Genomic DNA, 26,346 nt, shown 5'->3' with positions numbered 1-26,346 from the left:
GGCCGTAAACAAGCCGTCGTCCCCGCGAAGGCGGGGACCCATAGACGCAGCGGCGCGCTTCCTGCCCGAACGTCAGCGTGTATGGATTCCCGCCTTCGCGGGAATGACGAACCGATGGGAGCACCCCCAATTCCCCCCGGCCCCGACCTAAAGCGTCGTGACGCCCCCTCCTTCCCGTGTTAGCCCTGTGCCATGCCCCTATCGGCCACCGCCTCCGCCCGCGAAATCCTGACGAACCTTCACGACGTGATGGCGTCGCGAAGTCCGGCGCAGGCCAAGCTCAACTCGGTCGTCCGCATCATCGCCGAGGCGCTCGATAGCGAAGTCTGCTCGATCTACCTGCTGCGCGAGGGGCTGCTCGAACTCTTCGCCACGGTCGGCCTCGCGCAGGAGGCGGTCCACGTCACCAAATTCGCGCCGGGCGAAGGGCTGGTCGGCACCATCGTCGCCAATGTCGAGACGCTGAACCTCGCCGAGGCGGCGAGCCATCCCGACTTCGCCTATCGCCCGGAAACGGGGGAGGACAAATATCACAGCTTCGCCGGCGTGCCGGTCATCCGCCGCGAACGCGCCGTCGGCGTGCTGACCGTGCAGCATGCCGATCCGCGCCGCTATGCCGATATCGAGATCGAGGCGCTGCAGACCGTCGCGATGGTGCTGTCCGAACTCATCGCCAATGCCGACCTGATCGACGCGACCACCGGCGCATCGATCCGGCCGCAGGCGACCGGCGCGGTGCGGGTACCCGGCTTCAAGCTGGTCGAGGGGATGGGCGCGGGCGTCGCCGTCTTTCACCAGCCGCGCATCGTCATCGAACATACCGTGGCGGAAGATACAGAGGCGGAGCGCCACCGCGTCTATGCCGCGTTCGACAAGATGCGCGACCAGATCGAGCGCATGTCGAACCAAGCCGAATTCGGCGTTGGCGGCGAACATGACGAGGTGCTCGCGACCTACAAGATGTTCGCCTATGACGAGGGCTGGGCACGCCGCATCAACGAGGCGATCGACAGCGGCCTGACCGCCGAGGCCGCGATCGAACGCGTGCAGCAGCGCACCCGGATGCGGATGCGCGAGATCAAGGACCCGTTGCTCGCCGACCGGATGCACGATCTGGAGGACCTGTCCAACCGACTGCTGCGCATCGTGTCGGGCCAGCTCGGCACCGCCGCGCAAATGGGCCTTCGACAGGACACCGTTCTGATCGCGCGCAACCTCGGCCCCGCCGAGCTGCTCGAATATGACCGCCGCCGGCTGAAAGGGGTCGTGCTGGAGGAAGGGTCGCTGACCGCGCACGTCGTCATCGTCGCCCGCGCGATGGGCGTGCCGGTGCTCGGCCGCGTCCGTGACGTCCGCCGCCTGATCGCGGAGGGCGACCGGCTGCTGCTGAATTCGGTCGAGGACCTGCTGGTCATCCGCCCGACCCCGGCGATGGAGGAAGCGTTCGAGGCGAAGCTGGCGCTGACCCAGAAACGCCGCGCCACCTTCGCCGCGATGAAGGGCGAACCGCCCGTCACGCGCGACGGCCATCGCATCACGATGATGGTCAATGCGGGCCTGCGCGACGACGTCGCCGCGCTCGACCTGACCGGGGCCGACGGCATCGGCCTGTTCCGTACCGAATTCCAGTTCCTCGTCTCCGCCACCCTGCCGCAGCGAGAGCGCCAGCAGCGGCTCTATCGCGACGTACTGGACGTCGCCGGCGACCGCCCGGTCGTGTTCCGCACCGTCGATATCGGCGGCGACAAGGCGCTGCCCTATCTCGACCATGCCGAGGGGCATGACGAGGAAAACCCGGCAATGGGCTGGCGCGCGCTCCGACTGGCACTGGGTCGCGAAGGGTTGATGAAGGCACAGGCCCGCGCCCTGATCGAGGCCGCCTCAGGCCGAACCCTGAACGTCATGTTCCCGATGGTGTCCGAACCCTGGGAATTCGAGGAAGCCCGCACCCTGTTCGAGGCGCAGCGCGAATGGCTGCGCGGTCGCGGCAAGTCGCTGCCGACCGATATCCGCTACGGCGCGATGCTGGAGGTGCCGGCGCTCGCCGACGTGCTGGATTTCCTGTGGCCGAACCTCGATTTCCTGTCGATCGGCACCAACGACCTTACCCAGTTCCTGTTCGCCGCCGACCGTGCCGATCCGCGCCTCGCCATGCGCTACGACTGGCTGTCGCCTGCGATCCTGCGCTTCCTGCGCCGCGTTACGAAGGCCGCGCACGAAGCGGGCAAGCCGGTCGCGGTGTGCGGCGAAATGGGCGGGCGTCCCTTGGAAGCGATGGCGCTGATCGCGCTCGGCATCGACCGCCTGTCGATCACCCCGGCAGCGGTCGGCCCGGTCAAGGCGATGATCCGCACGCTCGACCGGCAGGCGGCGATGGCCGAGATCGACCGCCTGCTCGCCATCCCCACCCGCACCCTCCGCCCCGCCCTTGAAGAATGGGCGAGGACGAACGGCGTGGAACTCTCCTGAAACTCCTCCCCGCACGCGGGGAGGGGGACCGCCGCAAAGCGGTGGTGGAGGGGGCGCGCCCCGCAACGCAACGGCAGGGCATGCCGCCGCCCCACCCGCATGACATACGATCCCCGCCCCAATTCCCCGCCAACTCCCCGCTCCGGCGTTGACAGGCGCAGCCCGCTGGCCGAAACCCCTTCGCGACCGGGGGCTGGCAGCGGCGGGTAAGAAGGGTAGTGATGATGGACGGCGACGGCACCACGGGCACGCCACGCACGGCGGGCATGATGCTGCGCTCCGCACGCGAGGCGCAGGGCCTGACCCTGTCCGACATCGCGCAGCGCACCCGCATCCCCTTGCGCCACCTCGAAGCGGTAGAGGACAGCAAGTTTCAGGCGCTGCCCTCTTCCACCTATGCGATGGGGTTCGGCCGCGCCTATGCCCGCGCGGTGGGCGTCGACGAGACCGATGTCGCCCGCGCGCTCCGCGCCGAACTCGCCACCAATTATCAACGTCCTGAACCGCTGCAGGACCTTGAGCCGATCGACGTGCGCCGTGGTCCGTCGGGCGGGCTGGTCGCCGCCGCCGCCGCGATCGCGATCGTGCTGTTGCTGGTCGCCGGTGTGTTCTTCGGCACGTCGCTGTTCCGGCAGGACGAGCCAGCGGCCCCCGCCGCGACCGTCGCCGGCGATCTCGGCATGCTGCCCGAAGCCACCCCGACCGCGGCCCCCGGCGGTGCCAGCGTCCCCGTCGCCGCGCCGGCCAGCGGCGGACAGGTGACGCTCACCGCCACCGGCCCGGTCTGGGTCCGGATCTTCGACGATTCGGGCACGCTGGTGAACAAGGAAATGGCCGCGAACGAGCGCTACGACGTGCCCGCGACCGCCAAAAATCCGCAGATCCGCACCGGCCGCCCCGATCTGCTGACCGTCACGCTCAACGGATCGAACGTGCCGCCGCTCGGCACCGCCGAACGCGCGGTCACCGTCGGCATCAGCGCCGACGCGATCCGCGGCCGCACCACGCCCACGCCGACCCCCAGCCCGGCGGGTTAAGCGTGGCGACAGGCGACATGCGCCACAGTCCTCCCCGTTCCGCCTCGAAGGGCCTTTCCATGCGACCTCTCCTCGGCCTGCCGCTCGCCGCGCTCGGCCTGCTCCTCGCCCTGCCCGCCGCCGCCCAGGATCAGGGCGCGCTCGACGGCCGCGTCAACAAGCTCGAGCGCGAGATGCGCGCCGTGCAGCGCAAGGTGTTCCCCGGCGGCGCCCCCAATCAGGTCGAGCCGCAGATCACCGCGCCGACCCAGCCGACCGACATTCCCGGTTCCCCGTCGAGCGGCCCGCTCGCCACGCTGACCGCGCGGATCGACGCGCTCGAATCGCAGCAACAGTCGCTGACCGGTCAGCTCGAACAGGTGCAGTACAAGCAGCGCCAGCTCGAGGAATCCTTTGCCGCCTACAAGGCCGCGACCGATGCCCGGCTGAAGACCGCCGAGGCCGGCGCGCTGCCCCCCGCCGCCCCCGGCGCGGTCGCCGCGGCGGGCGACACCAGCACCGACACCCCGCCGCCGGCTCCCACGCGCGGTCCGGGCAATGGCGGCGACACGCTCGGCACGCCCGCCGCCGACCCAACCCGCGCCGCCCGCGTGAACGCGATCGAGAAACCCGCGACCGGCGACGCGGCCGAGGACGGCTACACCTATGGCTATCGCCTGTGGAACGCGAAGCTCTATCCAGAAGCGATCGCTGCGCTCCGTCCGGTCGTCCAGCAATACCCCAAACACCGCCGCGCCAGCTTCGCTCAGAACCTGATCGGCCGCGCCTATCTCGACGATGGCAAGCCCAGCCTCGCCAGCCGCGAGTTCTACGAAAACTACAAAAACGCCCCCGACGGCGAACGCGCCCCCGACAGTCTGTTCTATCTGGCTGACGCACTGACCAAGCTCAGAAAGACCAAGGAAGCCTGCGACGTCTATGGCGAGCTGACCGATGTCTATGGCGACAAGATGTCGGGGACGATGAAGGCCGATATTGCGAAGGGGCGGACGGCGAACAAGTGTGTATGATGCACAGCTATACGCACATTGTTCATGCTGAATAGGGACTGAACTTGTCGAAGGCCCGTATCGAAACGTTGGTGTCGGTCCTTCGCGACGCTGTTTCGACAGGGTCGACCGCTGCGCAGGACGAATGGCGGGGGATTGCGTTCGGGCCACCCGGTCAGACTACGCGCCTATTCGTTGCCGGAATGACCTCCCCCCACCCGCCCCGTTCGGTTCGAGCAGCTTCGAGCGAAGTCGAGAAGTGTCCGTCGAGAACGGGTCGTTCGAGGCACCCCCTTCTCGACTACGGTTCTCGACAAGCTCGAACCTGCGCTCGAAGCAAACGGGGAGGGGCAGGCGAACGGATCGGAAGCACGGCGGGACCCGTCCCAACAACACGCCCCCACTCCCCCCAATGACCCTCCCCCCCGAAGCCATCACCCGCTTCACCACCGACCTCACCACGCTCGCGCCGGCACCGACGCCCGCCAGTCCGCTCGCGGTCGCCGTCTCCGGCGGCCCGGACTCGATGGCGATGCTGGCGCTTGCCACCGCCGCCTTCCCGAACGCGGTCATCGCCGCCACCGTCGACCATCGCCTGCGCCCCGCCGCCGCGCAGGAAGCCGCGATGGTCGCCACATGGTGCGCAACCCACGGCATCCCCCACGCCACCCTGTTCCCCGATCACCCCCCGACCGGGGCCAGCATCCAGGCACAGGCCCGCCACCTCCGCTACGCCCTCCTCGCCGACTGGGCGCTCGCGGCGAGAGCCGGCGCGCTCGCCACCGCGCACCATGCCGACGATCAGGCAGAAACCTTCCTGATGCGCGCCGCGCGCGGTTCCGGCCCCGCCGGTCTCGCCGGCATCCGCCCCCGCTGGGACTTTCGCGCCGATCGGTGGGCCGCCGACCCGACCCGACCCCCGGCGAAGGCCGGGCTACGGCCGGATGGCGAGGCACCGGCACTTCCCGTCATCCGCCCCCTTCTGAACTGGCGTCGCAGCGACCTACGCACCCTCGCCGCCGACCTGCCCTTCGTCGACGACCCGTCGAACGCCGATCCGCGCCACGACCGCACCCATGCCCGCGCGCTGCTCGCCACCGGCCAGATCGACCCGCTCGCGCTCGCCGCTGCCGCCGCGCATTGTCGCGACGTCGATACAGCGCTGACTGACACCGTCGATTGGCTGTGGCGCACCCGGCGCACGGCCGACGACGCAGCGACCCGGATCAACGTCACCGACCTGCCCCGCGAGCTCCGCCGCCGCCTCGTGCGCCGCGCGATCGGCGACGCCCGCCCGACTCACGGCGTCACCGAAGGCCGCTGGTCCGACGCCGCCAATATCGAATCGCTGCTCGACGCGCTCGAGTCGGGAAAACCGGCGACACAGGCCGGCATCCTAGTCGTGCCGAAGCGGCAAATCTGGCGGTTTTCTCCCGCTCCGCCGCGTCGTTCAGTCTGATCGACGTTGTTCCATTGTCATTAACCTTCGCTGGCCTATCTTGTGGTTACTGAGAGGTAACACGTCCGCATGAACGACAACGACAAGCAGAACGGCCCCGACAACAATGGCGGCGGCAATCCGTGGATGAAGAGCCTGTTGATCTGGGTCGGCATCCTCGTATCGCTGGCGATCTTCGTCCAGTTGTTCAACGGTCCCTCGACGCAGAATCAGGGGCAGGTGATCCCGTATTCGACCTTCCTGAACAAGGTCGACGAAGGGTCGGTCCGCGACGTCAACATCGCGACGACCACGATCACCGGCACCTATACCAATGACGACAAGTTCCGCACCAACGCGCTGAACGATCCCAACCTGATCGAACGGCTGCGCGCGAAGAACGTCGTCATGAACGCGCGCCCCGACGAAGGGCCGAATATCTGGCTGGTCATGCTGTACCAGTCGCTGCCGTTCCTGCTGTTCCTCGGCATCGCCTTCTTCGTCCTGCGCCAGATGCAGAAGGGTGGCGGCGGTGGCGGCGCGATGGGCTTCGGCAAGTCGCGCGCCCGGATGCTGACGCAGAAAGAAGGCAAGGTCACCTTCGACGATGTCGCCGGCATCGATGAAGCGCGCGCCGAGCTGACCGAGATCGTCGACTTCCTCAAGGACCCGACCAGGTTCGCGCGGTTGGGCGGCAAGATTCCCAAGGGCGCATTGCTGGTCGGTTCGCCCGGTACCGGCAAGACGCTGCTCGCCCGCGCCATCGCGGGGGAAGCCGGCGTGCCGTTCTTCACCATTTCGGGTTCGGACTTCGTCGAAATGTTCGTCGGTGTCGGTGCCAGCCGCGTGCGCGACATGTTCGAGCAGGCCAAGAAATCGGCCCCCTGCATCGTCTTCATCGACGAAATCGATGCAGTCGGCCGTCATCGCGGCGCGGGTCTGGGCAACGGCAATGATGAGCGCGAACAGACGCTGAACCAGCTGCTGGTCGAAATGGACGGGTTCGAGGCGAACGAGGGCATCATCATCGTCGCCGCGACCAACCGTCCCGACGTGCTCGACCCCGCACTGCTGCGTCCGGGCCGCTTCGATCGTCAGGTCGTCGTGCCCCGTCCGGATATCGAGGGCCGGATCAAGATCCTGCAGGTCCATATGAAGAAGGTGCCACTGGCCCCCGACGTCGATCCGCGCGTCATCGCACGCGGTACGCCGGGCTTCTCGGGTGCCGATCTCGCCAACCTCGTCAACGAAGCGGCGCTGACCGCGGCGCGCAAGGGCAAGCGGCTGGTCGCGAACCAGGAATTCGAGGAAGCGAAGGACAAGGTCATGATGGGTGCCGAACGGCGCTCGATGGTCATGACCGACGATGAAAAGCGGATGACCGCCTATCACGAGGCCGGCCATGCCATCGTCTCGCTCCACGAACCGGCATCGGACCCGATCCACAAGGCCACGATCATCCCGCGCGGTCGTGCGCTTGGGATGGTGATGCGCCTGCCGGAACGTGATTCGTACAGCTATCATCGCGACAAGATGTACGCGAACCTGTCGGTCGCCATGGGTGGCCGCATCGCCGAGGAAATCATCTTCGGCTATGACAAGGTGTCGTCGGGCGCGTCGGGCGACATCCAGCAGGCGACCTCGCTCGCCCGCGACATGGTCACCCGCTGGGGCATGTCCGATGCGGTGGGTCCGGTCGAATATGGCGAACCGCAGGGCGAAAGCTTCCTCGGCTATTCGTCGTCGGCCCCGGCACGGATGTCGAACAAGACCGCCGAGCTGATCGACAGCGAGATCAAGCGCATCGTCGAAGGTGGTCTGGACCGCGCCCGCAAGCTGCTGACCGACCATGTCGATCAGCTGCACCTGCTGGCCGGCGCGCTGCTGGAGTTCGAAACCCTGTCGGGCGACGAGATCAAGCGCCTGATTGCGGGCGAGGATATCGGCCGCGACGAAGGCACGCCGTCCACCCCGTTGGCGGCTGGCGGCACCTCGATCCCCAAGACCCGCCGTCCGCGCGGGCCCTTCGGATCGCCGACGCCGCAGGGCGCATAACCCCGGTCCGGTGGTGGGGCCGTCGCTCCGCCACCGGATGCAGCACTGCGTCGCACGAATGGCGCGCGAGTGTGACCTTTGTGACCTTTGGCGCGGATATGCCGGTCGGGGATGTTGACTTCCCCCGCGGTCCGCCGAACGATGTGACATCATCGCATCGCCGCCCGGCGATCGGTCAGGAGTCCTCGTTCCCATGCGTATCCGCCCGCTTCTCCTTGCCTGCACCCTTGCCCTCGGCGCGTCGTCGCTCGCCGCGCAGACTGCCACCCCCGGCCACGACATCTGGCCGGCCAAGGGCGACATTCCGGCGAACTTCGTGCCGCCGACCGATAAATACGACTATGTGAAGCGCGAAGTGATGGTCCCGATGCGCGACGGGGTGAAGCTGCACACGGTCATCATGATCCCGAAGGGCGCGGTGAACGCCCCGATCCTCCTGACCCGCACCCCTTATAACGCGTCGGGCCGCGTCGCCCGCGCCGACAGCACCAGCTATGTCGCGACGCTGCCGCAGGGCGACGAGGTCTTTACCCGCGCCGGCTATATCCGCGTGTTCCAAGACATTCGCGGCAAATACGGGTCGGAGGGCGAGTATGTCGTCACCCGCCCGGTACGCGGCCCCCTCAACCCGACCGACGTCGATCATGTCACCGACGCCTATGATACGATCGACTGGCTGGCGAACAAGGCGAACCTGCCCGAAAGCAACGGCCGCGTCGGTATGCTCGGCTCGTCCTACGAAGGCTTCACCGTCGTCATGGCGCTGCTCGCCCCCCATCCCGCGCTGAAGGTCGCAGCACCCGAAAGCCCGATGATCGACGGCTGGATGGGCGACGACTGGTTCCATTACGGCGCGTTCCGCCTCGCCAATATCGGCTGGATCGGCAGCCAGACCGGCTACAAGGGTGCCGGTGCCGCCCCGCCGTCGACCACCTACGACGATTACGACCAGTTCCGGAACGTCGGCTCGGCGAACGACTGGGCCAAGGCGTCGGGCTATGCCCAGCTTCCCTTCTGGCAGCGCTTCGTTGCGCACCCGTCCTACGACGCCTATTGGCAGGGGCAGGCGCTCGACAAGCTGCTCGCCGCCAACCCCTCCAACGTTCCGACCATGTGGGAACAGGGGCTGTGGGATCAGGAGGATATGTACGGCGCGATCACCGCGTGGGAGGCGCTGAAGGCGAAGGGCAAGGGCGGCAACAACTTCCTCGTCATGGGACCCTGGCGGCACAGCGGCGCCAACTACGACGGCTCGACGCTGGGCGACCTGAAGTTCAACGGCGATACCGCGCTGCAATGGCGCGAAAAGTATCTGTTCCCGTTCTTCGACCAGTATCTGCGCGACGGCCGCCCCGCCTTCACCCCGCCACAAGCGCTGATCTACAATACCGGTGAGAACCACTGGGACGAACTGCCGGGCTGGCCGCTCGCCTGCGAGACGGGCTGCGCCGCGCCGCTCAAACCGATCTATCTGGGCGGGGATGGCGACCTCGGCTTCGCACCTGCCAAACCCGGCGGCGACAGCTATGTCTCCGACCCCGCGAAGCCGGTTCCGCACCTGTCGCGCCCGGTCAATTTCGACGACGGCCGGTGGAAGGCGTGGCTGGTCAGCGACCAGCGCCATGCCGATGGCCGTACCGACGTCATGACCTACCAGACCCCGGTCCTGACCCAGCCGGTCAAGGTATCGGGCGCGCCGATCGCCGACATCTTTGCGAAAACGACCGGCACCGACGGCGATTTCGTGGTGAAGGTCATCGACGTCTATCCCGACGTCGTGCCCGGCGAACCGGCGATGGGCGGGTATCAGCTACCGATCAGCCTCGACATCTTCCGCGGCCGCTATCGCAACGATTTCGCCAAGCCCTCGGCGATCCCGGCGAACAGGACGCAGCGCTATCGCTTCCGACTGCCGACGGTGAACCATGTGTTCCAGCCGGGTCACCGCATCATGGTGCAGGTGCAGTCGTCGCTCTTCCCGCTCTACGACCGCAACCCGCAAACCTATGTCCCGAACATCTTCACCGCGCCCAAGGACGCGTACAAGAAGGCGACGGTAACGATCGAACGCGGCGGCAACAGCCCGAGCGCGGTGTGGCTGCCAGTGGTGCCAATGGCGCTGACGAAGTAACCCCGCACACCGTCATCCCGGCACCGGCCGGGATGACGGGGGGATTACCCGTGATCGCGCCCGAAATCCTCGCGGGCGTCGTCCTGCCCCTGCTCGACGATCGACCGCCGGATCGCGCGGGTCCGGGTGAACAGGTCGAACAGCTCGTCGCCCTTGTCCCACCGGATCGCCCGTTGCAGCGCCGACAGGTCCTCCGAAAAACGCTGGAGCATCGCCAGCACCGCGTCCTTGTTCGCGAGGAACACGTCGCGCCACATCGTCGGGTCCGACGCGGCGATGCGGGTGAAGTCGCGGAACCCACCCGCCGAATATTTGATGACCTCGCTCTGCGTCACCGTTTCGAGGTCGGACGCGGTGCCGACGATGGTATAGGCGATCAGGTGCGGCAAATGGCTGGTTACCGCCAGCACCAGATCATGATGCGCCGCATCCATCGTGTCGATCTCGGCACCCAGCCGTCGCCAGAACTCGGCGACCCGCTCGACCGCGATCGGATCGGCATCGGCCGCCGGGGTCAGGATACACCACCGCCCCCGGAACAGCGTCGCGAAGCCCGCATCCGGCCCGCTGCGCTCGGTCCCCGCCACCGGATGCGCCGGGACGACCATCACGCCCGGCAACACCTCGGCAAAGGCGGCGGCGACCCCGGCCTTGCTCGATCCGACATCGCTGACGATCGCGCCTGCCGGCAGGTCTTCGGCGATCTCGGCGGCGACCGCACCGATTGCCCCGACCGGCACGCATAGGATGACCAGATCGGCATCGATCACCGCCGCGCCGGCATGGTCGGTGCAGTCGTCGACGATCCCCAGTGCCCGCACCTGCTCGCGCGCTTCCGCCGACGCGTCATGCCCGGTCAGCCGCACCGTCGGCATCTCGGCGCGCACCGCCCGCGCGATCGACGATCCGATCAGCCCCAGCCCGATGATGGCGACGCGGGAAAAGGGCAGCATCAGCCGCCCACGATCTCGCGCAGGGCAGCGGCGACGCCGCGCACCTCCGCCTCGGTCCCGATCGAGATGCGCAGGCCATTGGCCAGCCCCTGTCCGGGCAGCCAGCGGACGATGAAGCCCCGGTCCATCAACGCCTGATACGCATCACCCGCGCCGACCGGCCCGTCGAACAGCACCAGCACGAAATTGGCCTTGGACGGCACCGCGCGCAGGCCCGCATTGCCCATCGCCGCGATCTCGCCCTCGAACCACGTCCGCCACTGGCGGTTATGTTCGCGGCTCGCCTCGACGAACCCCTTGTCGCGGATCGCGGCGATTGCCGCCTGCTGCCCGGCGGTGGTCACGTTGAACGGTGCGCGGATGCGGTGCATCGCATCGATCGCCTCCGCCGAACCATAGCCCCATCCGATCCGTTCGGCGGCAAGGCCGTGGATCTTCGAAAAGGTGCGCGTGATCAGCACGTTCGGCTGCGTCCTCGCCAGTTCCAGCCCGTGATCGTCCTCGGCCGCGTCGAGATATTCGGCATAGGCCTGATCGAGGACCAGCAGCACGTCGGACGGCAGGCCCGCATGCAGCCGGGCGATTTCCGACCGGGGGGAAAAGGTGCCGGTCGGATTGTTGGGATTGGCCACGAACACCACGCGGGTCCGATCGGTCACGCAGGCGAGGATCGCGTCGACGTCCGTTGCATGGTCCTTGTCGGGTGCGATTACCGGCGTCGCGCCGACCCGCCGCGCCGCGATCTCATAGACCGCAAAGCCGTATCGGACGAAAATCACCTCGTCGCCCTGACCCGCATAGGCCCCGGCCGCCAGATGCAGCACTTCGTCCGACCCGGTGCCATAGATGATCCGGGCCGGGTCCAGCCCGTGCGCCTGCCCGATCGCCGCGCGCAGATCGGCCGCCCCGGCGTCGGGATAGCGTTCGAGGCTGCGGTCGGCGGTGGCAAAGGCCGCGCGGGCATGGGGGGAGGTGCCGAGCGGGTTTTCGTTCGACGACAATTTCGCCACCTGCCGCCCGTCGTCGGTCTTCGACCGGCCGGGAACATAGGGAGCGATGTCGAGGATCCAGGGCTTGGGAGCAGGCGCGTTCATGGTGCGGCACTGGCAAATGCCGCCGCCGAACGCAAGGCATCGGTCATGGGTGGCGGGCGGTCTTGGAGTCCGTTTGAAAAATGCGGTGGCGCATTTTTGCGGTACCGGCCCGCTCCCCCTCCCGGCCACCCATTAAAATACCGTGTGGGTGGCCGGGAGGGGGAACGGGCCGGTACCGCCTGCGAAACTCGCTCTACCGCGAGTTTTCAAACAGCCTCTTGCCTACTCACCACGACCCCGCCGCTCGCCTCGCCGCCTACAGTCCCGACGCGAAGCTCAGTTCGAGTTCCTTCGCATTGGCCGGAACATCCAGCGCCGCGCTGTTGAAACTCAGGCTGCCGCTCGGTCCGATCGCCCGCGTCTGCGGCTTGATTGTCCAGCTATAGACGCTGCGATCCTGATCGTCCTTCAGCACCGCACGAATATCGGGGATTCGCTGGCGGCTGCCGGTTTCATTGATGATCTTGCCCGAGACCGCGAACAATTCGTTGCCGCTCGACAACAGCCGCCGTTCGGGGGTGTTGATGGCGAATTTCAGCGCCGCATCGGCATTGGTCGCGATCGGCAGGCCCAGTTGTTCGGCGATGCCCGGCGTGCCCGTGTACAGGATCGCCCCCGTCGCGGCGAGCATCGCGACGCCGGCGGCCACCGCGATCGCGGTGCGACGGCGCGCGGGATTGCGGCGCGGTACGAAGGGCGGCTGATGGGCAAAGGCGCTGACCGTCTCGCCACGCTCGGCCCGTTCGGCATCGGGGTCGATATAGCGCCGCGCCGGTTCGGCGGTGCGCGCCCGCAACGGCCGCGCCACATCGGCGGCATAGGCGGCTTCGGCGAAGACCGGTGCCGCCGGAGCATAGTCGCCGGCCGGGGCGGCACGCGGCATGTCGGACACGGCATCGGCGACCACCGGCTGCGGCACGCGCACCGGCTCGGCCGGCGGCGGCGTCTCGCGCGGACCATGGCCCAGATCGACCATCGCCGGCGGCTGGAACCAGCTATGCCGGCACCCTGCGCAACGAACCGTGCGCCCCGCGGGTCCGATCGCCGAATCGGCGACCAGATAGCGCATATGGCATTGCGTACATTCGAGGATCATTACGTCCCCTGCCCCCTGCATGAGCCGCGCCGCGCCACCGCTGATGCGGGGCGAACCGGGCGCGCCTTGAAATCAAGCGCTGAATCTACGTCCCCGACGCCATCCGGGCAAGGCGCGATGTTGCCCGGCTTGAGACAAACGCCCCCATGTGCGATTGGCAGGGACGACCGGCGGAATCCAAGGGCGCACGTGGCCAGTATCGTTCAGTTCGAGAATGTCGGCCTTCGCTATGGTCACGGGCCGGAAACGCTGAGCGATCTCAGCTTTACGCTCCGCGAAGGCACGTTCCATTTCCTGCTCGGCGCATCGGGTGCGGGCAAGACCTCCTTGTTGCGCCTGCTCTATCTGGCACAGCGGCCGAGCCGCGGCGTGATCCGGCTGTTCGGCGAGGATATGGTGTTGTCGCCGCGCGAACGCCTGCCCGGGTTCCGGCGGCGGATCGGGGTGGTGTTTCAGGATTTCCGGCTGGTCCCGCATCTCTCCGCCCGCGACAATATCGCGCTGCCGCTCCGCGTCGCCGGCATGCCCGAGGACGAACTGGCCGGGCCGGTCGCCGAGATGCTGGCATGGGTCGGGCTGACCGATCGCGCCGATGCCCGCCCGCCAACGCTGTCGGGTGGCGAGCAGCAGCGCGTAGCCATCGCCCGTGCAGTCATCACCCGCCCCGAAATCCTCGTCGCCGACGAACCGACCGGCAACGTCGATCCGATCATGGCCGAACGCCTGCTGAAGCTGTTCGCGTCGCTCAACCGGCTGGGTACCACCGTCGTCATGGCGACCCACGACCATCACCTGCTCCATCGCGTCCCCGATGCGCTGGTGATGCAGCTGGATGCCGGACGGCTGCTCGCCGACACGGACGCTGCATGATCGGGCGCGCGGCCGTGCAACCGCTGCTCGACGACCGACAGGGGCGACGGGCGATGGTGTGGATCATGGCGATCATGATCTTCCTGACGACGCTCAGCGCCGCGCTCGGCCTGTCGACGCAGGGTGCGGGGCGCGCGCTCGACCGGCAACTCGCCGCGCGGGTGACGGTCCAGGTGATCGAGGGCGACGCCGCCCGCCGCGACGCGGTCACCGCCGCGCTGCTCGGCCGGTTGCGCCGTTCCGCCGACGTCGCCCGCGCGAACGAGGTCGACCGCGCCCGTCTCGCCGAACTGCTCGAACCGTGGCTGGGCGAGGCGGGGCTCGACGCCGACCTGCCGATGCCGGCGATGGTCGATGTCGACCTGCGCAGCGGCGACGACGCCACCGTCGCCCGGGTCGATGCGCTGGCGAAGGCGGTCGGCGACGGCATCCGCGTCGATCGTCATGCAACGTGGCTGGCCCCGGTCCGCGCCTTCGTGGCGGCACTCGGCTGGACCGCGCTCGGGCTGGTGATGGTGATGGCGAGCGCCACGGCGGCGGTCGTCCTGCTGGTGGCCCGTGCAGGGCTTGATACCCATCGCGGAACGATCGACATCCTGCATATGCTGGGTTCGACCGACCTTCAGATCGCCCGCCTGTTCCAGCGGCGCATCGGGCAGGATACGCTGACCGGCGGGCTGATCGGCGCGCTGGCCGGCGGGCTGCTGGTGGCGTTGCTGGGACAGCGGATGGCGACGCTCGACTCTCAGCTGGCCGACGGCGTTTCGCTGCTGCCGCTCGACTGGTTGGTCATCGCCGTCCTGCCGGTCGCCTTCACCCTGCTCGCCATGTTCGCCGCGCGGATCGCGGTGCTGCGGCGGCTGGCGCGGGTGTTGTGATGGGCCGGCTCTTCTCGGTCGCGCTGCTGCTTTATGCGCTCGGCTTCGCGCTGTTCGCGGTGACGCTGCCACAGCCCGGCCCCCTGCAACAGCGGACCGACGGCGTCGTGGTGCCGACCGGCGGATCGGGCCGGATCGAACGCGGGCTGGCGGTGCTGGCGGCGGGTCAGGCGCGGCGGATGCTCATCACCGGCGTCGACCCCGATGTCCGCCCGCGCGAACTGGCCGCGGCGATCGATGCGCCGCGTGCGTTGTTCCGCTGCTGCGTCGATCTGGGCAAGGAAGCGGTCGACACCCGCTCCAATGCCGACGAAACCGCCTTATGGGTCCGCCGCAACCGCTATCGCTCGATCCGGCTGGTCACGTCGAACTGGCATATGGCGCGCGCGACGATGGAGCTGCGCCACGCGCTGGGCAATTCAGTCGAGATCGTGCGCGATCCGGTGACCGGCCATCCGGGCTTCGCGCTGCTGTTCGGCGAATATAACAAATATCTGGTGCGGGGCGTAGTGATGCGGCTGGGAATCGATCTGTGATCGCGTGGATTCGCACGTGGGTGTTCCGCATCCTGTTCTACGCCGCGTCGGGGCCGATCGTGCTGAGCGCGCCGGTCTCGGCATGGTTCGGGCAGCGGGCGATGCACGTCCACGCCCATGTCTGGATCGCCACCCACCGCTTCCTCGCCCGCTGGATATTGGGCGTGCGCGTCCGGGTGGAGGGGGTGCGACCGCCCGGCACCTATCTGTTCGCGGTCAAGCATCAGGCGATGTTCGAGACGCTGGAGATGGCGCAGCGGATCGACGGCCCGCTGATCGTGATGAAGCGCGAGCTGATCGACATGCCCTTCTGGGGCCGCACCGCCCGTGCCTATGGTGCGATCGGCGTCGACCGCGATGCGTCGTCCAAGGCGCTGCGCCAGATGCTGAAGGAAGCCGCCGTCGCACGGAAGCAGAACCGCTCGGTCCTGATCTTTCCCGAAGGCACGCGGGTCCCCGTCGGCGAAGCCCCGCCGCTCCGCTCGGGGTTCGCCGGGCTGTACAAGGCGCTCAACATGGCCGTCGTCCCGGTCGCGCTCGACAGCGGCCACTGCATGCGACGCCCCGGCCCCAACCGGCCGGGCATCATCACCATCCGCTTCCTCGATCCGATCCCCCCCGGCCTGCCGCGCGAGGAGATCGAGGCGCGGGTCCATGCCGCGATCAATGCGCTGGAGCCTGCGGCGGGATAGTGTCCTGTGGGCAGTTTGCGCACTTTCTCGGAAAGGTTATCATGCCGCATGAACCGCGACCGTAACCGCAACGATGCCGCAACCGACGCGAACCATATGGATCAGCATTCGCAAAATGGCTGGGGTTCCGTTCGCTATGATTCGCGGTTTGACGAATATTGGATTCCTGCGGGCAAGGCCAGACAAACGCTATTCTTCTGCCCATGGTGTGGCGTAAAACTTCCACCATCTCAACGGGATCGCTGGTTCGATCAGCTGGAAGCGCTCGGCTTCGATCCTTGGGAAGACAAACTGCCCGAGCCTTATCGCAACGGCGCATGGCGAGACCAGGCATCACAAGACCGCTGAGCGACAGCCAGCCCCTCACCCCACCGCTTTCGCCACCTTCCGATACGCATGCAGCAACGGCTCGGTATAACCATTGGGCTGGGCCAGTCCCTCGAACACCAGCGCCCGCGCCGCCGCCAGCGCGACCCCGCCCGCCAGCGGCCGATACGCCGGATCGCCCGCATTCTGCGCATCGACCTTGAGCGCCATCCGGTCGAACGCCGCATCGACCTCCGCCGCAGAACACACCCCGTGCAGCAGCCAGTTGGCGATGTGCTGCGACGAAATGCGCAGCGTCGCGCGGTCCTCCATCAGGCCGACGTCATGGATGTCGGGCACCTTGGAACACCCGATCCCCTGATCGATCCAGCGCACGACATAGCCGAGGATTCCCTGCGCATTATTGTCGAGCTCCCGCGCGACCTCTTGCGGCTGCCAGTTCCGCCCGACAGCGAGCGGCAAGGTCAGCAACCGCGTCAGCGGCGCGACCGGTTCGGCCGCCCGTGCCGCCTGTCGCTGCGCAACATCGACCGTATGATAATGCAGCACGTGCAGCGTTGCGGCGGTCGGCGACGGCACCCACGCGGTGCTGGCCCCGCTCATCGGATGCGCGATCTTCTGGTGCAGCATATCGGCCATCCGGTCGGGCGCGGCCCACATCCCCTTGCCGATCTGCGCCCGCCCGCCAAGGCCACAGGCAAGTCCGATCTGGACGTTGCGATCCTCATAGGCCGCGATCCAGTCGGCCCCCTTCATCTCACCCTTGGGGATCATCGGCCCGGCATGCATCGCGCTGTGCAGTTCGTCGCCGGTGCGGTCGAGGAAACCGGTATTGATGAACACGATCCTGTGGCGAACGGCATGGATGCACGCCGCCAGATTGGCGGAGGTGCGCCGTTCCTCGTCCATCACCCCGACCTTGATCGTATGGCGTGGCAGCGTCAGCAGGTCCTCGACCGCGTCGAACAGCCGATCGGTGAACGCGACCTCCTCCGGCCCGTGCTGCTTGGGTTTGACGATATAGATCGATCCCGCCCGACTATTGGCGCGCGCACCGTTCAGGTCGTGCAGCGCGATCAGGCTGGTGACGATCGCGTCGAGGATGCCTTCGGGTGCCTCGCCGCCATCGGCCAGCAGCAACGCGGGCGTCGTCATCAAATGCCCGACATTGCGCACGAACAGCAGCGACCGTCCCGGCAGGACCAGTTCGCCGCCATCGCCGTCGACATAGCGGCGATCGGCGGCAAGGGTGCGGATGACCGTCCGTCCGCCCTTTGCAAAGCTGGCCGACAGATCGCCCCGCATCAGCCCCAGCCAATTGGCATAGGCCGCGACCTTGTCCCCGGCATCGACCGCCGCGACCGAATCCTCCAGATCGCAGATCGTGGTCAGCGCCGATTCGAGCAGGATGTCGGCCAGCCCCGCCGGATCGGTGCGCCCGATCGCATGGTCGCGATCGATGACCAGTTCGATGTGCAGCCCGTGATGCCGCAGCAGCAGATTATCACCCGCCCGCCCGAGCAGTTGCGCAGGGTCGGCCAGTCGCGGCGCGTCGCCGGTCCAGTCGCGCCAGCTCGACCCGGCCAGCGGCACCGTCTCGTCCAGAAACGCCTTCGCGCGGTCGATCACCGCCTGCCCGCGCGCCGCATCATAGCCGCCCGGTGCCGGCGTACCGGGGATCGCGTCGGTGCCGTACAACGCATCGTAGAGGCTGCCCCAGCGCGCATTGGCGGCGTTCAGCAGGAACCGCGCGTTCAGGATCGGGACGACCAGCTGCGGCCCGGCCAGCGTCGCGATCTCCGCGTCGACGCCGGTCGGGTCGACCTCGAACGGCGCAGGCTCGTCGACCAGATAACCGATCGAACGCAGGAACGCCGCCTGTTCGGCCGGATCGATCGCTTGGCCCGCGCGCTCGACGAACCATGCATCCAGCTGCACCTGCAACGCATCGCGCCGGGCGAGCAGCGCGCGATTCTCGGGGGCGAAGCGCGCAAGGATCGCGGCCGATCCTGCCCAGAAGGAGTCGACCGGGATGCCGGTGCCGGGCAACGCCCGCGCTTCGATGAACTCGGCCAGTTCGGCGGCGACCGACAGTCCGGCACGATCGACATAGGCTTGCATCACGGCATCCTCCCCGCACGTCGTCCCAGCGAATGCCGGACAGACGGTTGTTGTACGACGAAGCGCTACCACCTCGCCTTTCGCATCGGTAGCGGTCATAATCGCAAGACAGTCATTCTATGGAGGAACGAATGACCCTCGACCCCGACCATGCGCTGTTCGTCGCCATCCTCGACAGCGGCAGCATCGCCGCGACCGCTCGGAACAGCGGCATATCGCCGGCGATGGTCTCGAAACGGCTGGCCCGGCTGGAGGCGCGGCTCGGGGTGCGGTTGATCGAACGAACGACGCGGCGGCTGCACCCGACCCCGATCGGTACGCAACTCCATGCCGACCTGACCCAGATTCTCGCCGCGCTGGCTGCAGCGGAGGCGCGGGTGACCGGTGCAGCTGCGACCCCTGCCGGGCCGCTCCGCATCGCCGCGCCGACCTCGTTCGCACGGCTGCATATCGCGCCCCATCTCGGCGACTTCCTGCGCACCTATCCGGCCATCGCCCTCGAACTGACCCTGTCGGACGGCTATGTCGATCTTGCCGCCGAACGGATCGACTGTGCGATCCGCATCACCGCCGAGCCGCCTGCCGGCTATGTCGCGCGGTCGCTGGCGGGCAACCGGCGCGTGGTGTGCGCCAGTCCCGCCTATCTGGCCGCGCACGGCGTGCCGACCAGCCCCGCCACGCTGGCTGGCCATCGCCTGCTTGCGGCGCAGGGGCAATTGCCGTGGACGCTGCTTCGACCGGCCCGACGCGCGGTGGTCGAGGGCGTGTCGCACGTCCGCACCGATTCGAGCGAGATCGTCCGCGAGCTGGCGCTGGCCGCTGGCCGGCTGGTCCGCGTCCTGCCCGAATGGGAGGGCGCGCATGACCTTGCCATCCACGCGCTGCACGCCGGCCAGCCGCGCCCCGCAGTCACCGCCTTCGTCGATTTCCTCGCCGATCGCCTGTCGTCGCCGCCTTGGGAGCCGCTTGACACGCACGTCGGTTAGGATCAGTTTCGTATCAATTGATACGAAATAGGAGGATGCTGCCGTGGAGCATATGGACGTCAACCCGATGGGTCTCGACGGTTTCGAATTCTGCGAATTCACCGCCCCCGATCTCGACCGCATGGCCGCACAGCTCGAACAATTCGGCTTCGTCGCCGCGTCGAGGCATCGCAGTCGCGACGTCGTCCGCTACAGGCAAGGCCGCATCAACCTGCTGCTCAACCGTATTCCCGATGGACATGCTGCGGACTTTGCTGCGCAGCATGGGCCATCGGCATCGGGCATGGCGTTCCGCGTCGCCGATGCGAAAGCGGCGTTCGAAGCGGCTGTCGCGCGCGGTGCGATGCCTGCCGACCCTTCGCGTGGCGTGCTCGGTGAAGGCTATGCGTTGCAGGGCATTGGCGGATCGATGCTGTATCTGGTCGACCGGCACGGCGCGGCCGGATCGCTGTACGACGACTGGGATGCGATTCCGGGCGCTGCCGAGGCGGAAGCCGCGAACCATGTCGGCCTCGACCTGCTCGACCACCTGACCCACAATGTGAAGCGCGGGCAGATGCGGACCTGGTCGACCTTCTACAACCAGATTTTCGGATTCGAGGAGCAGAAATATTTCGATATCAAGGGCAAGGCGACCGGCCTGTTCAGCCAGGCGATGATCGCCCCGGACAAGGCGATCCGCATCCCGCTGAACGAAAGCCAGGACGACAAGAGCCAGATCGAGGAATTCATCCGCGACTATAATGGCGAGGGTATCCAGCACCTCGCCTTCACCACCGACGACATCTTCGAGACCGTCGAAAAACTGCGCGCGCGCGGCGTGAGGTTACAGGACACGATCGAAACCTATTACGAACTGGTCGACAAGCGCGTGCCCGGGCACGGCGAGGACCTCGAACGCCTGCGCCGCAACCGCATCCTGATCGACGGCAATGTCGGCGAGGAAGGGTTGCTGTTGCAGATCTTCACCGAACCGATGTTCGGGCCGATCTTCTTCGAAATCATCCAGCGCAAGGGCAATGAAGGCTTCGGCAACGGCAATTTTCAGGCGTTGTACGAGAGCATCGAGCTGGATCAGATCCGGCGCGGGGTCATCACGGTCGATGCCTGAGGCATTGGCCGGATGCAGGCACGCAGGTGCCCGGCCCCGCCCGGCCAGCGCGACGGAGCCGGGCCACAAGGCGCGGCTTCGCCCCGACGGTCGGCCCGGCGGGCAATCCAACCACCGTCACCCCGGCGCAGGCCGGGGTCCATGGTCACGGTTCGCACTCGATAGAAACGCCACGTCGCGTTACCATGGATTCCGGCCTTCGCCGGAATGACGAAACGATGAGGGAGAGGATCATGTCGGGCTCCGCTTACCACCCCGGTTTCGCCAACCACATCGCCACCGAGGCCGTCGCGCACGCCCTGCCGATCGGCCGCAACAGCCCGCAGCATGTCCCGTTCGGCCTGTACGCCGAACAACTCTCCGGCACCGCCTTCACCGCCCCGCGCAGCGAGAACCGCCGGTCCTGGCTCTACCGCCTGCGCCCGACGGCCAACCATGGCGCATTCGTGCCGTACACCGGCGCAACGACCGTTGAAACCGCGCCGATCGCCGGTCCGCCGCCCAGCCCGAACCGCCTGCGCTGGGACCCGCTGCCCTTGCCGACCGAACCGACCGACTGGGTCGACGGCCTCGTCACCTATGGCGCGACCGGCGACGTCGCGGCGCAGAGCGGCGTCGGCATCCACCTCTATGCCGCGAACCAGGACATGGCGCGCGCCTTCTTCTCGGCCGATGGCGAGTTGCTGATCGTGCCGCAGCAGGGACGGCTGGCGATCGACACCGAACTCGGCCGGATCGACATCGCCCCGCTCCAGATCGCGCTGATCCCGCGCGGCGTCCGCTTCCGCGTGTCGCTGCCCGATGGCGCGGCACGCGGCTATGTCTGCGAGAATTACGGCAGCCTGTTCCGCCTGCCCGACCTCGGGCCGATCGGCGCCAACGGCCTCGCCAACCCCCGCGATTTCGAGACGCCATCGGCATGGTATGAGGATCGCGACACCCCCTGCGACGTGATCCAGAAGTTTCAGGGCGGGCTATGGACCACCACGCTCGACCATTCGCCGTTCGACGTGGTCGCGTGGCACGGCAATCTCGCGCCCTGCCGCTATGACCTGACCCGCTTCAACACGATCAACACCGTCAGTTTCGACCATCCCGATCCGTCGATCTTCACCGTGCTGACCGCGCCCAGCGACACGCCCGGCACCGCCAATTGCGACTTCGTGATCTTTCCGCCGCGCTGGATGGTCGCCGAAGACACGTTCCGCCCGCCATGGTTCCACCGCAACATCATGAGCGAGTTCATGGGCCTCATCACCGGTTCCTATGATGCGAAGGAGGGCGGCTTCGCCCCCGGTGGCGCGTCGCTGCACAACCAGATGAACGGCCACGGCCCCGATCAGGCCAGCTATGACAAGGCCGTCGCCGCCGACCTCAAACCGCACAAGATCGCCGACACGATGGCGTTCATGTTCGAAACCCGCCACGTCGTGAAGCCGAGCCGCTGGGCGATGGCATCGTCGACCATGCAGCTTGACTATGACGAGGTATGGACCGGTTTCGCCAAGGCGCGCCTGCCCGGATGAGCGACGCCCGCGTCTTCGCGACACCAGCTGGCGTCACGCTCGGGCCGCTGACCGACATCGCCGACGGTCGCGCGCGCAATTACGTGTTGCAACTGCGCGCCGGGCGATTCCACGGCCTCGTCGTGCGGCGCGGCGATGCGGTGGTCGGCTATGTCGACCGCTGCCCGCATATGGGCCTGCCGCTCGCGCAAACGCTCGACGCCTATCTGACGCCCGATGGCAGCGCGATCACCTGTAGCTGGCACGCCGCGCTGTTCGCGATCGACGACGGCAAGTGCCTCGGCGGTCCCTGCCCCGGCCAGTCTCTGACGCCGTGGCCGGTGGACGTACGGGACGGCGCGATCGTCACCGCCTGATCAGGCCGCCACCGCCTCGGGCAGTGCGGTCAGCGTCGATCCCTGCCCCAGTCGCGCGCCATGCTCGGCCAGCCACGCATCCGCCGTCGCCCGCCCCAGTTGGCGCAGCGCCTCCAACTGCGACCGGCGCGTGTCGCTCTTGCCGGTCGGCCCCCGCTCGGACAGCGTCGGCGCGGCCTCCATCAGGTGCAGGTTAGTCCGCGCCAATGCCGTGAAATTATCGTCGATCGGCGGCGCGCGCCTTGCGATCGCCTGCACCTCGGTCAGCGCCTTCAAGTCGCGCAGCAGACATGCGTTGAACCCGATATCGCTCATCCGTCCCATCACCTCGACCAGCGTGTCGGGCGTTTCGCCGGTGGCGAACGGCGTGATCTGCACGATCAGCATGTCGGTTTGGCCATGCCCCCCGAAAATCAACGGCTCCAGCGCCGGATTGGCCGAAAAGCCGCCATCCCAATGGGGTTCGCCATCGATCGTCACCGGCCCGAACAGCTCGGGCAGGCAGGCCGACGCCATCAGTGCGTCGAGCGTGATCTCGTCATTCTGGAACAGCCGCGCCGCCCCGGTCGCAACCCGCGTGGCGGCGATCGACAACGGGATCGCGCCGGGCGACGTCAACAGCGACAGGTCGAGACTGTCGCCAACCACCCGCCGCAGCGCCCGCATGTCGCGCAGTCCCGGCGACAGCGGCGCGATATAGCGGCTGATCAGCTTTCCGAACTCCAGCGACCGGCGCAACAATGGCTCGAACGCCGGCAGCATCCAGAAGTCGGTATCGAACGCCTGCAACGGCGAATTGCGCGAAACGCTCTCCCACAACCGCGCCAGGGCGTCTTTCGCTCCCTGTCGCCCGCCGCTGGCGAAGCCGGTGACCAGCGCCGCACCGTTCAGCGCCCCGGCCGACGCGCCGCTCACCGCGACGATCGGCCAGTCTTCCTCCAGCAGCCGGTCGAGCACGCCCCAGCCATAGGCACCATGCGCGCCGCCCCCTTGCAGCGCGAGCGCCAGACGCGGCGGTTGGGACGGTACGGTCATGACGGTCTCCGGACAAATCGATTCACGCTGCAACGCAGCAATGCCGGATCGTATCCGGTCGACTGGTCGTCGACGATCATACCCCGTCTCACCCCGACACAGGCAACCTCTGCGAACGTATGGAATCCTGTCGCCGGCCCTACTCCCGCGCAGGCGGGGGTCCGGGGCTCCAGGCGCAAGCCGTTGTTCTGCCCGGCTCTGGACCCCCGCCTGCGCAGGGGTACGGCGAGTTTTTGGCGAAGCTTGCGACGTTCGCAGAGGTCGCACACAGCGGACGTGGATACATTCGAACGAGGATTTCTGACGATCCCGTGGACCTTGCCGTCGGTCTCGCCGGTTATCGGCGGACCATCGCGACGAAAGGACCATCATGCTCGAACATGTTCCGGGGTGGCTGGGCGCCCTGCTGCACAATGTCCGCGCGGGCGCGTCGAAGCTGACGATCGTCGATCCGGCACTGGGCAACTTCGCCAGCCTCGACCTTGCCAGCCTCGCCTTTGCCGACGGACAGCGCCTGCCCGAACGTTTCACCGCCGATGGCGAAGGCGTCTCGCCGCCGTTGCACTGGCGCGGCGTCCCTCCGGAAGCGACGTCGCTGGCGCTGATCGTCGAGGACCCCGACGCCCCCTCGACCCAGCCGCTGGTCCACGCGATCCTGTGGGGCATCCCCGCTGCCGACGGCCAGGTCGCCGAAGGTGCGATCCGCCCCGATGGCGACGGCGATGCGCTCCATGGCGATGTCGGCCGCAACAGCTATCTACGCGAAGGCTGGCTGCCGCCCGATCCACCGACCGGGCACGGCGAACATCGCTACGCCTTCCAATTGTTCGCGCTGAAGGACGCGCCGCAGCTCGACCCCAATCCCGGCCGCAGCGCGGTGGTCGAGGCAATGGCCGGGCGGGTGCTGGCGGCGGGGCTGCTCACCGGGGTCTATTCTCGTGAAGAACCGGCCGAAGTCGGCCCGGTCGGCGCAACGGCACCAGCCTGAAGCTCCTCCCCGGCACGGGGGACTGTTTACATGAGGTGCTTTTTGGATTCTCTTCTGTTCGTGTAATTTGGGACAGGGAGGATGGGATGCGGTGTCCAGAGTGTGATGGGACGGACCTGATCAAGCGGGGACGCAAGTCGGGCCATTAGCGCTACGCGTGCCGGACCTGCGGTCGCTACTGCACCGACAGCCAGCCCAGGTTCAGTGCCGAGACGAAAGCCCTGGCGATCGAGATGTACATGAACAGAATGGGCATCCGGGCGATCGGCCGGGCGATCGGTGCATCGTCGGCGGGGGGCCTCAAGTGGATCTGTAAGGAGCATGCGGGGGCCTGTCAGGAGTTTCGTGTGCGGGCGGGCATAACGGGAAAGAAGGAGCCCCGATATGTCTCGACGCAAAGAGCCTGCGATACCGAATGATCTTCTGGATCAGCTGTTGGCCGGGGACGACGGCGCCGGCAATTCGCGCAACGGCTACGGTCGGAAGACGATCACGACTGATACGGGCAAGCTGGCGATCGACGTACCGCGCGACCGGCAGGCCAGCTTCGACCCGCAACTGATCGCCAAATACCAGCGGCGCTTCCCCGGCTTCGATGAGAAGATCGTGTCGATGTACGCGCGGGGCATGAGCACCCGGGAGACGCCGTGCTCGACGAGGTGGCGACCTGGCAGCAACGGCCGCTCGATCCGGTCTATCCGCTCGTCTTCTTCGACGCCTTGCGGGTGAAGATCCGCGACGAGGGCATGGTCCGTAACAAAGCCATCCACATCGCGCTGGGCGTCCGTGCCGATGGCGCCAAGGAGGTGCTGGGCCTGTGGCTCGAACAGAACGAGGGTGCGAAGTTCTGGCTCAGGGTCATGAACGAGCTCAGGAACCGCGGCACCGAGGATATCCTGCTCGCCGTCGTCGACGGCCTGAAGGGTTTTCCCGAGGCGATCACCGCGGTGTGTCCCGACGCGATCGTCCAGACGTGCATCGTCCACCTGCTGCGAAACTCGATGGACTTCGTCTCGTGGAAGGACCGCAAGGGTCTGGCGACGGCGCTGAAGGGAGTCTACCGCGCGCCCAGCGCCGAGGCGGCCGAGCAGGCACTGACGGTCTTCGAGGCCGGTCCCTGGGGCACCCGCTATCCCGCCATCGGCCAGAGCTGGAGACGGGCCTGGGCGGAGGTGATCCCGTTCTTCGCCTTCCCCGACGAGGTTCGCCGGATCATCTACACTACCAACGCCATCGAGGCGCTGAACTCGCCGTGCGTGCCCGGGGGCATTTCCCCAGCGATGAGGCCGCCACCAAGCTGCTCTACCTGATCTTGAACCGCTCGGAGAAAGAGTGGAGGATGCCGCCACGCGAGTGGACCATGGCCAAGGCCCAGTTCGCCGTCATCTTCGGCGAGCGCTTCATCAGGGCCATGGCGGCGTAATGTTCATCCGCCCGTCCGCACACGAAATTCCTGACAGGCCCGCATCGACGCGTTGTCGCCTATCATGTGAGCGATCGCGGCGTCACCAGCGCGAGCGCCATCTACGCCCTGGCCAAGGCCGCTGTCGGCCAGATCGGCGCCATCTTCACCGACGCCAACTCCTGCTACCACCTCGCCTTCGCGCGGATCGGCGCGCCCGAACCCCACCAGCAGACCAAGGCGCAGACGCATCTGA

The 26,346-nt window shown here is 67.5% G+C and carries 22 protein-coding genes and 1 pseudogene; 17 read left to right on the top strand and 6 right to left on the bottom strand.

What is annotated here, in order from left to right:
- Positions 1 to 192: 192 nt before the first annotated feature.
- The 6 genes from ptsP (at position 193) to ASE90_RS12255 (ending at position 10,119) form a co-directional block, all read left to right on the top strand.
- Positions 193 to 2,469 carry a phosphoenolpyruvate--protein phosphotransferase gene (ptsP, locus tag ASE90_RS12280; protein WP_056000966.1) on the top strand — a complete coding sequence of 759 codons (2,277 nt, stop codon included), beginning with the start codon at positions 193 to 195 and terminating at the stop codon, positions 2,467 to 2,469.
- Between the two features lie 224 nt (positions 2,470 to 2,693).
- Positions 2,694 to 3,506: a helix-turn-helix domain-containing protein gene (locus ASE90_RS12275; protein ID WP_056000963.1), complete on the top strand. Its 813-nt coding sequence runs from the start codon at positions 2,694 to 2,696 to the stop codon at positions 3,504 to 3,506.
- A 59-nt stretch (positions 3,507 to 3,565) separates the two neighbouring features.
- Entirely contained in the window at positions 3,566 to 4,516 is a 951-nt protein-coding gene (locus ASE90_RS12270) for a tetratricopeptide repeat protein (RefSeq protein ID WP_056000960.1), read from the top strand.
- A gap of 391 nt (positions 4,517 to 4,907) precedes the next feature.
- Positions 4,908 to 5,954 carry a tRNA lysidine(34) synthetase TilS gene (gene tilS / locus ASE90_RS12265; RefSeq protein ID WP_056000957.1) on the top strand — a complete coding sequence of 349 codons (1,047 nt, stop codon included), beginning with the start codon at positions 4,908 to 4,910 and terminating at the stop codon, positions 5,952 to 5,954.
- 69 nt (positions 5,955 to 6,023) lie between these two features.
- Complete coding sequence (gene ftsH, locus ASE90_RS12260; RefSeq protein ID WP_056000954.1) at positions 6,024 to 7,988, top strand: ATP-dependent zinc metalloprotease FtsH; 1,965 nt, start codon at positions 6,024 to 6,026, stop codon at positions 7,986 to 7,988.
- Between the two features lie 193 nt (positions 7,989 to 8,181).
- Positions 8,182 to 10,119 (top strand): CocE/NonD family hydrolase, encoded by a 1,938-nt coding sequence (locus ASE90_RS12255; protein ID WP_056000951.1) that lies wholly within the window; start codon positions 8,182 to 8,184, stop codon positions 10,117 to 10,119.
- A 44-nt stretch (positions 10,120 to 10,163) separates the two neighbouring features.
- Here ASE90_RS12255 and ASE90_RS12250 read toward each other — a convergent pair whose 3' ends face one another.
- From ASE90_RS12250 to ASE90_RS12240, 3 genes are all read right to left on the bottom strand, one after another.
- Complete coding sequence (locus ASE90_RS12250; protein ID WP_056000948.1) at positions 10,164 to 11,072, bottom strand: prephenate/arogenate dehydrogenase family protein; 909 nt, start codon at positions 11,070 to 11,072, stop codon at positions 10,164 to 10,166.
- Positions 11,072 to 12,166 carry a histidinol-phosphate transaminase gene (hisC, locus tag ASE90_RS12245; protein ID WP_056000946.1) on the bottom strand — a complete coding sequence of 365 codons (1,095 nt, stop codon included), beginning with the start codon at positions 12,164 to 12,166 and terminating at the stop codon, positions 11,072 to 11,074. Before hisC ends, ASE90_RS12250 begins: the two co-directional genes overlap by 1 nt.
- Positions 12,167 to 12,422: 256 nt before the next feature.
- On the bottom strand, positions 12,423 to 13,262 hold the full coding sequence (locus ASE90_RS12240) for a zinc-ribbon domain-containing protein (protein WP_082449777.1): 840 nt from the start codon (positions 13,260 to 13,262) through the stop codon (positions 12,423 to 12,425).
- 189 nt (positions 13,263 to 13,451) lie between these two features.
- Between ASE90_RS12240 and ftsE the strand changes: the two genes are divergently transcribed.
- The 5 genes from ftsE to ASE90_RS12215 are packed head-to-tail and all read left to right on the top strand — an operon-like array spanning position 13,452 to position 16,586.
- The gene (gene ftsE / locus ASE90_RS12235) at positions 13,452 to 14,132 is read left to right on the top strand and encodes a cell division ATP-binding protein FtsE (RefSeq protein WP_056000941.1); all 681 of its coding nucleotides are present in this window, start codon (positions 13,452 to 13,454) and stop codon (positions 14,130 to 14,132) included.
- Positions 14,129 to 15,010 carry a cell division protein FtsX gene (locus tag ASE90_RS12230; RefSeq protein ID WP_056000938.1) on the top strand — a complete coding sequence of 294 codons (882 nt, stop codon included), beginning with the start codon at positions 14,129 to 14,131 and terminating at the stop codon, positions 15,008 to 15,010. The genes ftsE and ASE90_RS12230 overlap by 4 nt, the downstream gene beginning before the upstream one ends.
- Positions 15,007 to 15,546 (top strand): YdcF family protein, encoded by a 540-nt coding sequence (locus ASE90_RS12225; RefSeq protein WP_056000934.1) that lies wholly within the window; start codon positions 15,007 to 15,009, stop codon positions 15,544 to 15,546. Before ASE90_RS12230 ends, ASE90_RS12225 begins: the two co-directional genes overlap by 4 nt.
- Positions 15,543 to 16,238 carry a lysophospholipid acyltransferase family protein gene (locus tag ASE90_RS12220; RefSeq protein WP_056000931.1) on the top strand — a complete coding sequence of 232 codons (696 nt, stop codon included), beginning with the start codon at positions 15,543 to 15,545 and terminating at the stop codon, positions 16,236 to 16,238. The genes ASE90_RS12225 and ASE90_RS12220 overlap by 4 nt, the downstream gene beginning before the upstream one ends.
- A 48-nt stretch (positions 16,239 to 16,286) precedes the next feature.
- Positions 16,287 to 16,586, top strand: a complete 300-nt coding sequence (locus ASE90_RS12215; protein WP_056000928.1) for a DUF6980 family protein — start codon at positions 16,287 to 16,289, stop codon at positions 16,584 to 16,586.
- 15 nt (positions 16,587 to 16,601) lie between these two features.
- Here the strand turns inward: ASE90_RS12215 and ASE90_RS12210 are convergent, their stop codons facing one another.
- Positions 16,602 to 18,686, bottom strand: a complete 2,085-nt coding sequence (locus ASE90_RS12210) for a malate synthase G (protein WP_056000925.1) — start codon at positions 18,684 to 18,686, stop codon at positions 16,602 to 16,604.
- A gap of 131 nt (positions 18,687 to 18,817) precedes the next feature.
- On the opposite strand from ASE90_RS12210, the gene ASE90_RS12205 reads away from it, so the two are divergent.
- From ASE90_RS12205 to ASE90_RS12190, 4 genes are all read left to right on the top strand, one after another.
- On the top strand, positions 18,818 to 19,672 hold the full coding sequence (locus ASE90_RS12205) for a LysR family transcriptional regulator (RefSeq protein WP_056002238.1): 855 nt from the start codon (positions 18,818 to 18,820) through the stop codon (positions 19,670 to 19,672).
- Positions 19,673 to 19,724: 52 nt separating this feature from the next.
- Positions 19,725 to 20,783 carry a 4-hydroxyphenylpyruvate dioxygenase gene (gene hppD / locus ASE90_RS12200; protein ID WP_056000922.1) on the top strand — a complete coding sequence of 353 codons (1,059 nt, stop codon included), beginning with the start codon at positions 19,725 to 19,727 and terminating at the stop codon, positions 20,781 to 20,783.
- A 233-nt stretch (positions 20,784 to 21,016) separates the two neighbouring features.
- Positions 21,017 to 22,309: a homogentisate 1,2-dioxygenase gene (gene hmgA, locus ASE90_RS12195; RefSeq protein ID WP_056000919.1), complete on the top strand. Its 1,293-nt coding sequence runs from the start codon at positions 21,017 to 21,019 to the stop codon at positions 22,307 to 22,309.
- Entirely contained in the window at positions 22,306 to 22,665 is a 360-nt protein-coding gene (locus ASE90_RS12190) for a Rieske (2Fe-2S) protein (RefSeq protein WP_056000916.1), read from the top strand. Before hmgA ends, ASE90_RS12190 begins: the two co-directional genes overlap by 4 nt.
- Here ASE90_RS12190 and ASE90_RS12185 read toward each other — a convergent pair whose 3' ends face one another.
- Positions 22,666 to 23,700, bottom strand: coding sequence for a patatin-like phospholipase family protein (locus tag ASE90_RS12185; RefSeq protein WP_056000913.1), 1,035 nt, complete (start codon positions 23,698 to 23,700; stop codon positions 22,666 to 22,668).
- A gap of 370 nt (positions 23,701 to 24,070) precedes the next feature.
- On the opposite strand from ASE90_RS12185, the gene ASE90_RS12180 reads away from it, so the two are divergent.
- On the top strand, positions 24,071 to 24,688 hold the full coding sequence (locus ASE90_RS12180) for a YbhB/YbcL family Raf kinase inhibitor-like protein (RefSeq protein WP_056000910.1): 618 nt from the start codon (positions 24,071 to 24,073) through the stop codon (positions 24,686 to 24,688).
- A gap of 175 nt (positions 24,689 to 24,863) precedes the next feature.
- On the opposite strand, the gene ASE90_RS20885 is transcribed toward ASE90_RS12180, so the two are convergent.
- Positions 24,864 to 24,992: a hypothetical protein gene (locus tag ASE90_RS20885; RefSeq protein WP_268795016.1), complete on the bottom strand. Its 129-nt coding sequence runs from the start codon at positions 24,990 to 24,992 to the stop codon at positions 24,864 to 24,866.
- Between the two features lie 80 nt (positions 24,993 to 25,072).
- On the opposite strand from ASE90_RS20885, the pseudogene ASE90_RS12175 reads away from it, so the two are divergent.
- Positions 25,073 to 26,111 (top strand): annotated as a pseudogene (locus tag ASE90_RS12175) (IS256 family transposase).
- Positions 26,112 to 26,346: the final 235 nt, after the last annotated feature.

Origin of the sequence: Sphingomonas sp. Leaf67 (assembly GCF_001421965.1) — a bacterium.
Taxonomy (GTDB): Bacteria; Pseudomonadota; Alphaproteobacteria; order Sphingomonadales; family Sphingomonadaceae; genus Sphingomonas.
Note: the sequence above shows the minus strand (reverse complement) of the source record. Positions and strands in the feature narration are given on the sequence as shown.